The organism is Acinetobacter sp. YH12142, assembly GCF_013418435.1.
In the GTDB taxonomy this organism is placed as follows: Bacteria; Pseudomonadota; Gammaproteobacteria; order Pseudomonadales; family Moraxellaceae; genus Acinetobacter; species Acinetobacter amyesii.
Genome location: NZ_VPCB01000008.1, coordinates 112,185 through 128,227 on the forward strand (window position 1 = coordinate 112,185; position 16,043 = coordinate 128,227).

General features: G+C 41.4%; 14 protein-coding genes. 6 read left to right on the forward strand and 8 right to left on the reverse strand.

The window, feature by feature from the left end:
• Positions 1-7: 7 nt before the first annotated feature.
• From nuoF to ndhC, 5 genes are all read right to left on the reverse strand, one after another.
• Complete coding sequence (gene nuoF, locus FTU77_RS08515; RefSeq protein WP_168378564.1) at positions 8-1,339, reverse strand: NADH-quinone oxidoreductase subunit NuoF; 1,332 nt, start codon at positions 1,337-1,339, stop codon at positions 8-10.
• Positions 1,336-1,845 carry an NADH-quinone oxidoreductase subunit NuoE gene (gene nuoE / locus FTU77_RS08520; RefSeq protein WP_078191103.1) on the reverse strand — a complete coding sequence of 170 codons (510 nt, stop codon included), beginning with the start codon at positions 1,843-1,845 and terminating at the stop codon, positions 1,336-1,338. Before nuoE ends, nuoF begins: the two co-directional genes overlap by 4 nt.
• A 14-nt stretch (positions 1,846-1,859) precedes the next feature.
• On the reverse strand, positions 1,860-3,647 hold the full coding sequence (gene nuoC, locus FTU77_RS08525) for an NADH-quinone oxidoreductase subunit C/D (protein ID WP_078191104.1): 1,788 nt from the start codon (positions 3,645-3,647) through the stop codon (positions 1,860-1,862).
• Positions 3,648-3,734: 87 nt separating this feature from the next.
• A complete protein-coding gene (locus tag FTU77_RS08530; RefSeq protein ID WP_078191105.1) occupies positions 3,735-4,412 on the reverse strand; it encodes an NADH-quinone oxidoreductase subunit B family protein in 678 nt (225 codons plus the stop codon).
• A gap of 6 nt (positions 4,413-4,418) precedes the next feature.
• A complete protein-coding gene (ndhC, locus tag FTU77_RS08535; protein WP_078191106.1) occupies positions 4,419-4,967 on the reverse strand; it encodes an NADH-quinone oxidoreductase subunit A in 549 nt (182 codons plus the stop codon).
• A 567-nt stretch (positions 4,968-5,534) separates the two neighbouring features.
• Between ndhC and FTU77_RS08540 the strand changes: the two genes are divergently transcribed.
• A complete protein-coding gene (locus FTU77_RS08540) occupies positions 5,535-5,891 on the forward strand; it encodes a hypothetical protein (protein ID WP_180009319.1) in 357 nt (118 codons plus the stop codon).
• 92 nt (positions 5,892-5,983) lie between these two features.
• On the opposite strand, the gene bfmS is transcribed toward FTU77_RS08540, so the two are convergent.
• Both bfmS and bfmR read right to left on the reverse strand, forming a co-directional pair.
• Positions 5,984-7,645 carry a sensor histidine kinase BfmS gene (bfmS, locus tag FTU77_RS08545; protein WP_180039654.1) on the reverse strand — a complete coding sequence of 554 codons (1,662 nt, stop codon included), beginning with the start codon at positions 7,643-7,645 and terminating at the stop codon, positions 5,984-5,986.
• Between the two features lie 44 nt (positions 7,646-7,689).
• The gene (gene bfmR / locus FTU77_RS08550; RefSeq protein WP_067764711.1) at positions 7,690-8,406 is read right to left on the reverse strand and encodes a response regulator transcription factor BfmR; all 717 of its coding nucleotides are present in this window, start codon (positions 8,404-8,406) and stop codon (positions 7,690-7,692) included.
• A 588-nt stretch (positions 8,407-8,994) separates the two neighbouring features.
• Between bfmR and FTU77_RS08555 the strand changes: the two genes are divergently transcribed.
• The 5 genes from FTU77_RS08555 (at position 8,995) to FTU77_RS08575 (ending at position 15,526) form a co-directional block, all read left to right on the forward strand.
• Positions 8,995-11,826 carry a ribonucleoside-diphosphate reductase subunit alpha gene (locus FTU77_RS08555; protein WP_180055542.1) on the forward strand — a complete coding sequence of 944 codons (2,832 nt, stop codon included), beginning with the start codon at positions 8,995-8,997 and terminating at the stop codon, positions 11,824-11,826.
• Positions 11,827-12,449: 623 nt separating this feature from the next.
• On the forward strand, positions 12,450-12,686 hold the full coding sequence (locus tag FTU77_RS08560) for a CRISPR-associated protein Cas2 (RefSeq protein ID WP_180055543.1): 237 nt from the start codon (positions 12,450-12,452) through the stop codon (positions 12,684-12,686).
• Between the two features lie 114 nt (positions 12,687-12,800).
• Positions 12,801-14,084 carry a ribonucleotide-diphosphate reductase subunit beta gene (locus FTU77_RS08565; protein WP_078191110.1) on the forward strand — a complete coding sequence of 428 codons (1,284 nt, stop codon included), beginning with the start codon at positions 12,801-12,803 and terminating at the stop codon, positions 14,082-14,084.
• Positions 14,085-14,253: 169 nt separating this feature from the next.
• Positions 14,254-14,862 (forward strand): DUF805 domain-containing protein, encoded by a 609-nt coding sequence (locus FTU77_RS08570; protein ID WP_180004739.1) that lies wholly within the window; start codon positions 14,254-14,256, stop codon positions 14,860-14,862.
• Positions 14,863-14,926: 64 nt separating this feature from the next.
• Positions 14,927-15,526: a DUF805 domain-containing protein gene (locus tag FTU77_RS08575; protein ID WP_078192310.1), complete on the forward strand. Its 600-nt coding sequence runs from the start codon at positions 14,927-14,929 to the stop codon at positions 15,524-15,526.
• Positions 15,527-15,566: 40 nt separating this feature from the next.
• Here the strand turns inward: FTU77_RS08575 and FTU77_RS15880 are convergent, their stop codons facing one another.
• Entirely contained in the window at positions 15,567-15,980 is a 414-nt protein-coding gene (locus tag FTU77_RS15880; protein ID WP_218947267.1) for a TM2 domain-containing protein, read from the reverse strand.
• Between the last annotated feature and the right edge of the window lie 63 nt (positions 15,981-16,043).

A 16,043-nucleotide genomic window follows, 5' to 3' on the forward strand; every position in this document is an offset into this window, starting at 1 on the left:
GAATTCCTTAAGCTTGTTCAACGTTGCTAGTTTGAGCTGCCGCATTTACGACTTTAGCTTCAAATTCGCCACGGAAATGTTTGAGTGCGCCCATTAACGGTTCCATCGCACCTGGAGCATGCGCACAGAAAGTTTTACCAATCCAAAGCTTACGAGTAAGTTCTTGTAAGTGATCGATATCTTCTTTCTTACCTGTGCCATCTTCCAAGGCTTTAAGCGCTTTAACCGCCCAAGGTAAGCCATCACGGCATGGTGTACACCAACCGCAAGATTCACGCGCAAAGAATTCTTCTAAGTTACGTGTCGCAGAAACCATACACTGAGTTTCATCAACCACCATGAGCAAACACGTACCTAAACGTGAACCTGCTTTCATGATGCTTTCAGCATCCATAGGAAGGTCAATGTGTTCAGCAGCAAGGAAGTCTGTAGAAGCACCACCCGGTAACCATGCTTTGAGTTTTAAACCATCACGCATACCACCAGCATGATCTTCAATCACTTCACGCGCAGTTGTACCAAATGGAAGTTCCCAAAGACCTGGGAAAGTTACCTTACCTGATGCACCGTAGATTTTAGTACCTGGATCTTTCGACTTACCTTCAGATAAACCGATATACCATTCAGGACCACGAAGCATAATTGCGGGTAAGTTGTTGTAAGTCTCTACGTTGTTAACAATCGTAGGACGACCCCAAGCACCTGCAACTTGTGGGAATGGCGGTTTAGTACGAGGGTTCGCACGGCGACCTTCAAGCGAGTTAATCAATGCAGTTTCTTCACCACAGATATAACGACCCGCACCGGTATGCACGTGTAACTCAAAGTTCCAACCAGTACCTAGGATGTTTTCGCCTAAGTAACCTTTGGCACGAATTTGGTCCAATGCTTCATTTAAGTATTGAGCCGCTTCGATATATTCACCACGGATGAAGATATAACCTTGTGTTGCTTCTAATGTATAAGCAGCAATCAACATACCTTCAATCAACTGATGAGGAAGTTTTTCCATCAACAGACGGTCTTTAAAGGTACCTGGTTCCATTTCATCGGCATTACAGATGAGGTAACGAGGACCTGAGTTATCATTTGGTGCCATAAGCGACCATTTGATCCCTGCTGGGAAGCCCGCACCACCACGACCTTTTACAGTCGCAGCTTTGATCACTTCAAGCACTTCTTTCGGTTGCATGCCAACAGCTTTCTTAAAGCCGGCATAACCTTCAAGTGCTTCGTAATCATCTGCACTGCGAACGTGTTCCTGTTTGCTCAAACGCCAAGTTAATGGGTGAGTTTCTGGGTTACCGTCGCCATAAATTGGTTTTGGTTCAGTATTCATACATACTTCTCCAATAACTGTTTAATTGAAGTCACTTCAACTAAACCGTGAGTGTCTTCGTCAATCATTAACGTCGGACCTTTGTCACAGTTACCTAGGCAGCAAATTGGCAATAAAGTAAAGCGACCATCTGCAGTCGTTTGACCAAATGAAATGCCTAATTCACGCTGGAATGCTTCAGCAAGTGTTTCCGCACCCATCAAGAAACAAGCAATCGAGTCACATAATAAAATTACGTGGCGACCAACTGGTTGACGGTAAATACGGTTATAGAAAGTAGCAACACCTTCTAAGTCTGCAAGGCTCATGCTAAGCAATTGAGCAATAGCATTCATCTGTGCATCATCTACCCAGCCATTACGGCGTTGTACACACTTCAGCGCATCAAGACATGCTGCGCGTGGGTACGGATAGTGACCAATGTGATGTTCGATATCGTGGATTTCTTCCGCAGTTAAAATCCCTTCAACGTTCACACGTGGTTTTTTGTCAGTCAAAATCATCATAATGCGATTACCCCTTAGCGATCCACGTCAGCCATTACGACGTCAATTGTCGCTAAATAAATGATTAAGTCAGACATTAAGCTGCCGTTAATCACAGAAGGCATTTGCTGTAAGTGCGTGAAGGTTGGTGTACGGATACGTGTACGGTAACTCATCGTTGACTTGTCTGAAGTCAAGTAGTAGTTCGACGCACCTTTTACCACTTCCGCCATTACAGAGCTTTCGCCTGCTGGCATTACAGGACCCCATGACACGCTCAAGAAGTGCGTAATCAATGTTTCGATGTCTTGTAAAGTTTTATCTTTTGGTGGTGGAACAGCCAATGGATGGTCTGCTTTGTATGCACCAGAAGGCATGTTGTCTAAACATTGTTTGATGATTTTCAGTGATTCTTCAATTTCACGGAAGTGAACAAGAACACGTGCATAAGCATCGCCTTCGTACTCTAAAGGCACATCGAAGTCGTAGTTTTCGTAGCCGCTATAAGGACGGTATTTACGAACGTCGAAATCAATACCTGTAGCACGTAGACCTGTACCTGTTACACCCCAAGCCAATGCTGATTTTGCATCATACTGAGCAACATTACGGGTACGACCGATAAACACTGAGTTTTTCAGTGCCGCAGTGTAGTACTCGTTCATACGCTTCGGCATCCAATCTAGGATTTCGCGAATGAGGTGCTGCCAGTTGTTTGGCAAGTCGTGCGCTGTACCACCGATACGGAACCATGCTGGGTGCATACGGTAACCCGTGATCGCTTCGATCGCGTCATAGATTTTTTGACGGTCAGCGAACATATAGAATACTGGGGTCATACCGCCGGCATCCTGAATCGCAGTACCAATGAACAATAAGTGGTTATTGATACGGAACAATTCAGACATCATGACACGGATACATTGTGCACGATCAGGAACGGTAATCCCTGCCATTTGCTCTACGCCAAGAACGTAAGGCATGTTTTGCGCACAACCACCTAAGTAGTCAACACGGTCTGTATATGGAATGAATGAGTGCCATGTTTGACGCTCAGCCATTTTTTCCACTCCACGGTGGTGATAGCCGATGTCAGGAACACAGTCTTTCACTTCTTCACCGTCCAATTGCAAGATTACACGGAAGGCACCGTGCGCAGATGGATGGTTAGGACCCAAGTTTAGGAACATGAAGTCTTCATCATCGTTCCCACGCTTCATACCCCAATCTTCAGGTACGAAACGAAGATGTTCTTGTTCGTAATCCTGTTTCGCTTGGTTTTGGCGATAAGGCGTGTATTCAGTCGCACGCGCAGAATATTCTTTACGTAACGGGTGACCTTCCCAATATGTTGGCAACAAGATACGACGGAGCATTGGATGCCCTTCGAAGTTGATACCGAACATGTCGTAAGCTTCACGTTCGTACCAGTTGGCATTAGGCCAAATATTCGTTGCCGTTGGAATGTTTACATCATTCTCAGCTAATGCAACCTTGATACGAATATCACTGTTACGCTCTAACGATAACAAGTGATAGAACACAGTGAAGTCAGATGCAGGCAGACCATCGCGGTGTGTACGTAAACGCTCATCAACCGCAGACAAGTCAAACAGCATCACGTATGGACGTGACACCGTACGCAAGAACATTAAAACTTCTTGTACACGTGCGCGCTCAACCCAGACTGTTGGAAAGTCTTCAAAAGTCGTTTGCACGTAGAAGTTCTCACCAAATTTGGTTTTGAGCTCTTCTACAATTGCAAATGCAGGGCGGGAATCAACTGGAGTTGATTCTGGCATAGCAATGTCAGTTTCAGCCATTGGCTTGGCTTCCTATTTAATACAAATTCAGTCAATCAAAACGACAATTACACCCAGTCCGGGTGTATCAATATTTCGTCGCAGTGATTATTTAATTTCATCCATTGAGCGTAAGTTTTTCACTGCAATACGCTGTGCGTTCTTACGGTCACGTTCTGGCATCATCTTTGGCTTATACACTGGCTTAAGATCATCACCAATCACGGCCGATAAAGGACGGCGCTCAAGTTGAATCTGGTCTTGCAATAACATCAATGCCTGAATTAAAGCTTCAGGACGTGGTGGGCAACCCGGGATATACACATCGACAGGGATGATTTTATCCACACCTTGTACAACTGAATAAATGTCGTACATACCACCAGAGTTTGCACATGCGCCCATTGAGATTACCCATTTAGGCTCAAGCATTTGCTCGTACAAACGTTGAATTACAGGCGCCATTTTCATGAAGCATGTACCTGCAACAATCATCAAGTCAGCCTGACGTGGTGAAGCACGAATAACCTCGGCACCGAAACGTGACAAGTCATGCACGCCTGTTAAAGTCGTTGCATACTCTACGTAGCAGCAAGATGTACCAAAGTTGAACGGCCAAACTGAGTTTTTACGACCCCAGTTTACTGCTGTATGTGCAACATCCTCTAAACGAGTCATGAACACATTTTTATTCACTTCTTCTTCAAGCGGATCGGTAACGATTTGACGCTCTTGAAGTGGATATTGATCAGCATCCGGATTCGCACGGGTTAATGTATATTTCATCCCGTCTTACTCCTTGTCAGATGATGCAGTCGGTGACTTAGATTTCACACGACCAGATGATTGCGCTGGAATTTGACCTGTAGGGTCCATAACCAACTCTTCAATAGAGTTAAAGCGTGTGATTTCTGCGATGTCCATATTTGGTGAACCAATTTTCAACGCTTTACCTGCAGCTTTACGCTTATCAGAAGGCGCCCAATCTAATGCACCTACTTTTACCGCGTAAATTAAAGCAATCAATAAATCGACCACAAAAATAACCACGGTTGTAAAACCAAACCAGCCTGCTTCACGAACAGAAGTAGACCATGCATAAAGATAAAGTGCTTCGATATCAAACACGACGAAGAAAATTGCAACTAAATAGAATTTCGCAGACAAGCGAATACGTGCACCACCAGCACCTACTACACCTGACTCAAACTGCTCTTGCTTAGCACGACCCCATGATTTACCCCCAAGGAGTAAAGGGACGGTCAGCATAAAGACGCAAAGGAATGTAACGCCGATCACGAAGGCAATAATTGCCCAATCGTATGGAGTAATGGCACTCATGCGGGGATAACTCCTGGCAGGCCTATTTATTAACAAAGAATGTATGTATTGGCCTTCAAATACACCAAACACAAAATTAATCCCGCCAATTGTACCTGATTGAGGAGGCTTCTTGCTAGCTTATCGGTATTCGTCTTTAGGATGATTTTTTAATCATTTCAGCATTTAAATTGGGTTTACTCCCTTAAAATTAGGATTAATCGCTTAATTAGATTAGATTGCATTTTTTTATTAATTATTACATTTATGTGATTTTATCAGAAAATTATGACTGTTCAGTTTCATCAACAAACCCTTCATTTCTCAGCATACACATTCAAATTGCCGTATTTTTATCAACTGCGTCATTTATTAAATAAATACTCCCCCACCTCAACTTTGTTGTTTCTTTATTCACTTCTTCTGATTTTGGTCTTTTCTTCAACTGAAAACTGAACCGTATTGAGTCTATGTAAAAAGACCTTTTTTTAGCTTCTTGTGGCTTTTTTGCAATTCTTTGACACGACCTATAAAGAGTGTGATATTTGTAGTTAAAATACAAAAAGCAATCACAACGGAGAGACAATAATGACTTTAGAATTTACGCATAAACCTGATTATTTTCTATCTGCGCAATTGGTGATTCACCATATTAAAAACTACTTAGATAAGCATCCTGATGCTCAAAATGCCATTTTTGATTTACGTGATATCTATGAGTTATTACGTCAAGATTTAGCTTCTGCAACCACCAACCTTAGCGGGATTATGAATATTGTAGATGAATATAAAATTGAGACCCTAAACGGCGACCAAAAACTCATTAGCAATTATTCTATCGATGCTAAAAACAACTCTTTACTCATCGATTTCAATGCAGATGCCCTTGCTGCTCTGAAAAATGGCAAACCCATTATTGAACCTGATGCAACGATTACCGAATAAATAAAAACCTGATGTAAAAAAGCCATTCAAATTGAATGGCTTTTTATATGTACCACTCGCTAAATACAGCTGAGTTAGATTTCTTAGGCTGTTTAGCTTTCATTGGCACTAAGCTCTTTACCATCTAGCTTCGGCTTATTTTTCTTAAAACGTGTCGCAGGCCATGTCATGGTAAAACGCGCCCCACCCAATGTTGGACTTCCATCAATACCAACTGTTCCACCAAACCAATAAGCAATACGGCTAACAATCGATAAACCTAAACCATAGCCCCCTGAAGCACGGGTACGACTATCATCTAAACGTGCAAAGGCATCAAAAATACGCTTACGATCTTCTTCTGGAATGCCGGGACCATCATCTTCAACACAGATATAAGCCATACCTTCATCATTCACACCACCACTGATCAGCACTTTATCATCACAATAACGCACTGCATTGCCCACTAAGTTTTGTACAACGCGATGTAAATAGCGACGCTCGGTTTCCACAATCACCCCAATCGGTGGTGCTTGCAATTCCAAAGTTTTCCCAGTCTTTAAGGCTTCGGTTTCAATCAAGACCTGATCTAAAACTTCAAACAAGCTGACATCTTCAAACTCTAAAGATGGCATGCCCTGTTCGAGCTTGGCATAAGTCATGATCTCATCAATCAAGGTATTGAGAGCTTCGATATCTTTGTCGATTTGTTCAACTTGCTGCTGACGGTAGTCGTAGTCGTCTTCATCCGCCATCATTTCTACACCAAAGCGAATCCGCGCCACAGGTGTTCGCAGTTCATGCGATACCGCGCGCATCAACTCACGCTGTGCTTCAATTAAACGTTCAATATGATCTGACATTGAGTTATAGCTCGATGCCAAGGTACCAAATTCATCGGTACTTTCGACAGGCAGACGTACAGATAAGTCCCCGCCCTTCATTTTATTTAACGCATAATTTACAGCACGTAACTTACGTTGCATCGGCACCAATAGACCATAAACACCCAAGCTCAAGACAAATAAGCTTAGTAGCGTAATACCGGCTGCCAACTGGAAAGGCATCCAATTAAATAATGGTACCGGCCCCATGACCAAGACTTCTGAAGTTGAACTTGGAATTGGCGATACAATCGAAATGGTCGTGCCGCGCTCCGTCGCACTGTCACGATACAAAATAATGCTGTGATCTAAGCGTAATCGGCCGATTTGCTCAGAATCTAAAGGTAAACTCTGAACATTTTGAATTGAAATTGGATATGAAAAATGATGCTGAATTTTTTCAAGATATTGTTTTTCTTGACCTGGGTAATAAACCAAATAATCCAGTATAAAGACAGGCAACGCCTTCATTTGGCGTTCTGAAATATTATCGGCTTTGATATACAGCAGATGCGCAGGGTCATCTTTTAAGCCAATAATAATATAGGCTGCCGTAGTTTGTGCATCCCAACGCACTACAGCTTTACGCTCTTCTATACGTTTTGTTTCCGCTCGGGTTAAATCAACCTGATTAGCTTTTACATAATAAATAGGCAACTCAAGTAGATCAGATGCATCTGACACCCAATCTGACTTTTGTTGTTCATTTGGCTGACGTGCAATACCTTCACTTATAATGAAAGCCAAACCGTCAGTAAGCGATTCACGATATTCTTGCGCGCGCTGGTAGTTAATGATTTGCACCAGCAAATAGCCAAATGTAGCGACTAAAAAGACTAAAATCAGTAGCCCCGCATAAACGCGCAAAAATATACTGTGTTTAAACACGTAAAAGTGTCCTACTTTGCCAAACTAAGGGACGGTATTTTACATTAAATGCCGTTGGTTTCTTTTACGAATAAATAACCTTTACTACGTACGGTCTTAATGCGTTTCGGGTTTTCTGGATCATCGCCAATTTTTGGACGAATTCGCGAGATACGCACGTCAATTGAACGATCTTGACCATCGTATTCAATACCACGCAGACGCTCAAAAATATCTTCACGAGAAAGAATGCGACCTGCATTAGATGCCAACAACCATAAAAGGTCATATTCTGCACTGGTAAAGTCAACCAACTCATTATTGAGTGTGACAGAACGACCACCATTATCAATTACAAGATCATCAAATTCGATGCGCTGTGCAACCTCATCTTCTGGTGCTTTGTCTGTACGACGTAATAATGCACGAATACGCGCAAGTAAAACGCGAGGTTGAACAGGTTTTGCAACATAGTCATCTGCACCCATTTCTAGACCCAACACTTGGTCCATGTCTTCGGTACGTGCAGTCAACATTAAAATTGGTTGATGGTAGTGTGGACGAACTTCACGACAAATGGTTAAACCATCTGCACCCGGAAGCATCACGTCGAGTAATACCATATCTGGTTGTTCAGCGATAATACGGCGAATCGCACGATTACCGTCTGGTTCTACCCCAACTTCAAGTCCGTTACGGATTAAGTATTCTTGAGTTAAACGAGCAAGACGCTCATCGTCTTCAACAATTAAAATTTTAGGTAACTTTTCTTCTTGGCTCATTGATTGCCCCTTATTTGATTGGGCGTATCCTATTTGAAATCCGATAGATACGCTTAAACATAGTTTGCAATATACACACGTTTACATTGTAAACAAGATGGCATTCACCAAACTGATACATCAATATCGTATTTTGTAATAAATTTTAACCTGCTACATTTTTGCAGCCGTATTTACCAATCATTTCCATGCCCTATTGCTCACAATACCAACAATTATAAATTTGGATACATTTTCATCGAATAAAAACTGACTGATTAATTCACAACTTTTTAGGCTTTCTGAAGTTATCCACAATGTTATCTATAAGCACTCTTTTTCGACTTTGCTATGCTATGCCCTTGTCGGATAAGGCATATATAACAAAGATAAAAAATAGGGATTTTTTGAGATGGATTTCTGCCAGAAAAGTTCAAAGCATTTAGTAAAATGTCAATATTGATATACCCTGAATTTTCCCGTATCTTGTGTTCAATAAATTTTTAAACCACTAGGTCTTGTGTTTAAACCTCAAACACTGTGGCATAAAAATTGCCCAGTTCAAACGGTCCTAACATAAAAATAGATGACAAATGGAGCTATGCTAGCATGAGCGTAACGAATTCAACCCCTGGTCAAATTCAGGTGATTAAACGCACCGGTGACGTTGCACCTTTTGATGCAGAAAAAATCTCTGTGGCGATTGGTAAAGCGTTCTTGGCCGTTGAAGGCCAGCAAAGCGCTGACTCCAGCCGTATTCATGACCGTATCTCTCAATTAACTGAGATGGTATTGAATACCTTTAACCGTCGCTTACCTTCTGGCGGTACCATTCATATTGAAGAAATTCAGGATCAGGTTGAACTTGCGCTTATGCGTACAGGTGAGCAAAAAGTTGCTCGCTCTTACGTGATTTACCGCGAACAACGTGCCGAAGCTCGTAAACAAACTGGTGCTCACCACCACCCTACTTTACAAGTGACAAGTTCAAACGGTCAGCTTAAACCGCTTGATCTTGGCGCACTTGAGGCAAATATTGTCAAAGCAGCTGAAGGTTTAGAAGGCATCGATGTTCGAGCGATTATCGATGAGACTGTAAAAAACCTTTATAACGGCGTAAAAGAGTCAGACATCTCAACGACCATGATGATGGCTACTCGTACACGTATCGAACAAGAACCAAACTATACATATGTGACTGCGCGTTTATTACGTAACGACCTTGTTGCTACAGGGTTAGAGTTCTTAGGTTTAGATACTGACACGAATGAAGGCGACGCTTTAGAAACTTTCTTGAAGAAAGGTATCGAGCTTGATCTTCTTTCTCCAGAACTACTTAACTTTGACCTTGCAAAATTGGCTGCTGCGATTCAACCAGAACGCTCAAACCAATTTACTTATTTAGGTCTACAAACCTTATTTGACCGTTACTTCATCCACTCAGATGGTGTACGTTTCGAATTACCACAATTATTCTTCATGCGTGTTTCAATGGGTCTTTCATTGAACGAAGCAAACCGTGAAGAACGTGCAATCGAATTCTATAACTTATTGTCTAGCTTCGATTACATGGCATCTACGCCTACTCTATTTAACTCTGGTACTTTACGTCCACAGTTATCTAGCTGTTACTTAACAACGATTTCAGATGACCTTTACAACATTTATGGCGCAATGCGTGATAACGCAATGTTGTCTAAATGGGCGGGTGGTTTAGGTAATGACTGGACGCCAGTTCGTGCGCTTAACTCGTACATCAAAGGTACAAATGGTAAGTCACAAGGTGTTGTACCGTTCCTTAAAGTTGCCAACGATACTGCTGTTGCAGTTAACCAAGGTGGTAAACGTAAAGGTGCAGTATGTGCATACCTTGAAACTTGGCACTTGGACATCGAAGAATTCCTAGAGCTTCGTAAGAACACAGGTGATGACCGTCGTCGTACCCATGACATGAACACAGCAAACTGGGTTCCTGATTTGTTTATGCAACGTGTATTCGAAGATGCTGAATGGACTCTGTTCACACCATCTGAAACACCTGATTTGCATGACCTAACAGGTGCAGAATTTGCTGAACGCTATGCTTACTACGAAGGCATTGCGAAAGAAACCAACATGCTACATAAGAAAGTCCGTGCGAAAGACTTATGGCGCAAAATGTTGTCTATGTTGTTTGAAACTGGTCACCCTTGGATCACATTCAAAGACGTATGTAACTTACGTTCACCACAACAACACGTTGGTGTAGTTCACTCTTCTAACTTGTGTACAGAAATTACGCTGAACACTAACGAAGATGAAATCGCAGTATGTAACTTAGGTTCAATCAACCTTGTACAACACGTTCAAGGCGGTGTGTTAGATCGTGAAAAACTTGCTCGTACAGTTAAAACTGCTGTTCGAATGCTCGATAACGTAATTGACATCAACTACTACGCTGTTCCACAAGCTCGTAACTCGAACTTGAAACACCGTCCAGTGGGTATGGGTATCATGGGCTTCCAAGATGCTTTATACGAAATGAAATTGGCTTATGGTTCTGATGCTGCGGTTGAGTTCGCTGACGAATCTATGGAAGTGATTTCTTACTACGCAATCCAAACGTCTAGCGACTTGGCACTTGAACGTGGTACTTACGAGACATTTAAAGGTTCACTTTGGGATCAAGGTATCTTGCCAATTGACTCTTTAGATATCGTACAAAAAGCACGTCCTGACCGTATGTTCGAAGTTGACCGTACAACACGTTTGGACTGGGATAGTTTACGTACTAAAGTTCAAAAAGACGGTATGCGCAACTCAAACGTGATGGCAATTGCACCGACTGCAACCATTTCGAACATTTGTGGCGTGTCTCAATCAATCGAACCAACTTTCCAAAACTTGTATGTGAAATCTAACCTTTCTGGTGAATTCACAGTGATCAACCCGTACCTAGTACGTGCGTTAAAAGATCGCGGTCTTTGGGATTCTGTAATGGTGAACGACCTGAAACACTTCGAAGGTTCGGTTCAAAAAATTGCACGTATTCCTGAAGAGCTTAAAGCAATCTTCGCGACTGCGTTCGAAGTTGAGCCACGTTGGATTGTTGATGCTGCATCACGTCGTCAAAAATGGATCGACCAAGCTCAGTCTCTTAACCTTTACATCTCTGGTGCAAACGGTAAGAAACTCGACATGACGTATAAAATGGCATGGTTACGTGGTCTAAAAACCACTTACTACCTACGTGCATTGGGTGCGACTTCTGCTGAGAAATCAACCATTAACACAGGTGCGTTAAATGCAGTTAAACCTGCAACTGTAGCAGCTCCTGTTGCCGCGGTCGCAGCACCTGAAGCAAAACCAGAAGTTCCTGCAGAGGAAGACGGTTTTGCAAATGCAGCGCCAGTGCCACAAGCATGTTCAATTGATAATCCTGATTGTGAGGCTTGTCAATAATGCAAAAAGTTTCTATGGGTGAGCTAATAATATTCATGATTTTACTACTACTAATTGTAGTAGCAATCAAAGGATAAAAATATGCTAGAACATTAGCCTCTGCATTAGAGGCTTTTGTTCAACCCATAGATTTTTGCCAAAATCACAGATCTTAAAGGAAAACTCCATGCCACATATGACGCATAACTATCAGTTAGGGCTTATTGCTTTGGTGGTTTCCTTTATTTTGACTTTTTATGTCCCGATCGCCTATTTCTGGTTCAAGGCATATAAATCGCGTAATCAAAATAAGTAGTTTTATAGACAGAATTACTTCTTTTGATAATGTAGAAATACACAATCAAACCTAGATCAAAGATTATGAAAGATAAAAAGTAATTGGAGATTTAGAAAGGATTTGGGGAAAATGTTGGGGATATTGGCGTATCCCCTCCATAAATCTCAGATAACCGAGAATACGGTTGACTGAAAGCTTTCGTCTAAGAAAGTAACGAAATCTTCGTTCACTTTGGGCTTTGAGTCAACTGTTAATTATCACTTTTAAACTAAACCTATGTTTTTAGAAGTTTTAAAAATGAGTATCAAACTACAGTTAATCATTAACAAAGTTACAGGAGATTTTTATGAGCCAATGGTGCTTAAGCTACGATCTTAAAAACAAACCAAGTTCAAATTATTCAAGAATTTACCAAACTCTTGGACAATATGAACACACTCGATTACAACAGTCGATTTGGTTGCTAAATACAACTAAATCTTCTGATGAAATCATAAATGATTTTAGGCATTGCGTTGATCAAGATGACCGTTTTGCGGTTTTCCCAATTGACCAAAATTTATTAAACATTTTAAAGGAGTAAATACCCCGACCATTTATTGTTCACAATAAATGGTTTTGAAATAGAGAGAGGTTTATAATCTCTTCTCTATTTCAGTGGGGTTCATTGCTTTTTAAATAAAGTGAGGAGAATCCCATGTCTATCCTAAGTTGGGACGATTTCGAAGATGATGAACCGAAACAAGCTGCACAAGCTCACCAGCCTGCGCCCGTCGAACCGCAAAAAACGACTGATTCGCAAGTGGTATCTAATGCACAGCACTCATCGCCGAATTTGGCAGCTGCACAACCCGCTCGAACCAGTACAAATCGACCAACAGATCCAACCGATCCGTTGGCAAGAGCATCTAACGCTCTAGAAAATCTAGACGTTGCACCTGGCTTAGAAGAGCTAGAAATGGGTGCTCAGCGTGTTCAAGTTGACGATAAAGCGATGATCAACTGCCGCGCTGACTTAAACCAACTTGTACCGTTCAAATACGAATGGGCTTGGCAAAAATATCTAGACGGTTGTGCAAACCACTGGATGCCGCAAGAAGTGAACATGAACCATGACATCGCACTTTGGAAGTCTGAAAATGGCTTAACCGAAGATGAGCGTACCATTGTTATGCGTTCTTTAGGTTTCTTCTCGACTGCGGATTCATTGGTTGCAAACAACTTGGTTCTTGCAATCTACCGTCACATTACCAACCCTGAATGCCGTCAGTACATCTTACGTCAATCATTTGAAGAAGCGATTCACACGCACGCTTACCAATACTGTATCGAATCTTTAGGCATGGACGAAGGCGAAGTCTTCAACATGTACCGTGAAATTCCTTCAGTGGCTCGTAAAGCGGCTTGGGGCCTAAAATATACACAATCTTTAAGTGATCCTACTTTCAAAACAGGTACACCTGAAAACGACCAAATCTTGCTTCGCAACTTGATCGCGTTCTACTGCGTCCTTGAAGGTATCTTCTTCTACTGTGGTTTCAGCCAAATCTTGTCTATGGGACGTCGTAACAAGATGAATGGTGTTGCTGAACAATTCCAATACATCTTACGTGATGAATCCATGCACTTGAACTTTGGTATCGACATGATCAACCAAATCAAGATCGAGAACCCTCACCTATGGACTGCTGAGTTCCAAGAAGAAATCATTCAAATGATTCTTGAAGGTACAATGCTTGAAATCGAATATGCTCGTGACACTATGCCACGCGGTGTATTGGGTATGAATGCAGGCATGATGGAAGAATACTTGAAGTTCATCTGTAACCGTCGTTTAAGCCAATTAGGTTTACCTGAACAATTTGCTGGTGTGAATAACCCATTCCAGTGGATGTCAGAAATGATGGACTTACGTAAAGAGAAGAACTTCTTTGAAACTCGCGTAACGGATTACCAAACTGGTGGTGCGTTAAGCTGGTAATAAATTTTTCAGCGAAATATCAAAAGCGGAACCAAGTGTTCCGCTTTTTTTATGAAGAATTTCATTCACCCAAGCAAATCTATGCATTTAATTTAATTCATATTCTGCTAATATAAAACGGTATAAAAATACATCAATTAATAAAAATCACATAATAAAAGAGGACAGAATGAAAGGTCAGATATTAGATTATTCAGTACAAACCAATTCAGGCATCATCAGTGGAGATGATCAAAACCGTTATGAGTTTACAGGTGCAGAATGGCGTGGCCAAAACTCACCTAAACGTGGCGATCATGTAGATTTCGATATCAGTCCCGAAGGTCAAGCGGTTCAAGTATTCAATGCACTTGGCAGCAGTAATCCTATTCAACAAATTTCACAGCACCTCGATAAAATTTCAAACCAAGACCAAGCTGAATCAAAATTCAACATGATTGATTGGTTTGTCAAATGTCTAAAAAATTATGCCAACTTTACTGGACGTGCACGCCGTAAAGAATATTGGTTTTTTGTTTTGGTCTATCTTATCGCAATGATTATTACTCTGATTGTCGATTCAGTGCTTAGAACCAGAGGAATATTCACAGGTATTTTCATCTTAGCAATGGTTATTCCGTCCCTTTCTGTTGCAGTACGCCGTTTGCATGATATTAATAAATCTGGTTGGTATTGGTTAATACAAATGATTCCGCTCGTTGGACCAATTCTGGTTCTAATTTGGCTTGCAACGGAAACCAAACCTGAAGTAAACCAATGGGGACAACCTGCAAAATAAATAAAAAATCGTGGCTACTATTTATGTAGCCGCCCTATCAACAGCACATCAACTCAGGAAAAATATGAAAGGACAAATACTAGATTTTTCGATTCAAACTAATACTGGGGTGATTAGTGCTGAAGATGGAAAACACTATCAATTTGCTGGTCATGAATGGCGAGGTCAAAGACCACCTACACGTGGAGAACAGGTTGATTTTGCTTTGGATGAAAGTGGGCAAGCGATTCAAGTCTACATTGCATTACGCCAACAAAGTTTTTCCACGAATACGCGAACAAACTACAGTGAAGAAGAGGAAAACTATGACTTTTTCGCGTGGTCATTCAAACCACTGAAAAAGTTTGCTGAATTTGAAGGACGTGCTCGACGTAAAGAGTTCTGGTTCTTTTGGCTATTTTGTATATTGGTCACTATACTCGCCTCTGTTTGCGATTTCGTTATTGGCAGTGAACCTTGGCTAGAAAATATTACCAATATCGTTTTACTTATTCCTAGCTTAGCTGTTGGCGCACGTCGACTACATGACACGGGACGTTCAGGTTGGTGGCAACTTTTAATGCTCACAATCATCGGGATCATTCCACTGATTATATGGTGGGCTACAGACACCAAAGCCGAGAACAACCAATGGGGTCAACCCGCTAGAGATCTGCAACAATAAAATAAGGCGCACAATGCGCCTTATCTTTTAACAAGAAACTTTAGCCATATTTACGCGCAAAATCTTCATCTGAAGTGCATAGATAAACAATAAATTCAATAAAAGCAACAATGGATGGAATAAAGGTCCAACAGAATAGCAGATACACAATCCCCCATCCAATACGACCCAAATAGAATTTATGTATACCAAATCCACCAAGGAAGAATGCTAAGAGTGCAGCAACAATACGACTCTTTTGACCGTATTGCGTGCCTAAAGCATTCGGCACAGCGACTAAGTAAATATCGGTTGCGTAACCCAATCCACTTGTCTCAAAATCAACAAATTGTCCACGAGCAGGAACAGTTTGTCCTTTCCAATCGCTTCCAGAAAATTGATAACGATTCTGATCATCTCCACTGATGATGCCTGTATTATTTTGAACAGAAAAATCGAGTATTTGCCCTTTCATATAATCCTCTATGTTTTATCTTTATTTGATGATTCTTGGACGTTATTTTCATCAGCAATATAA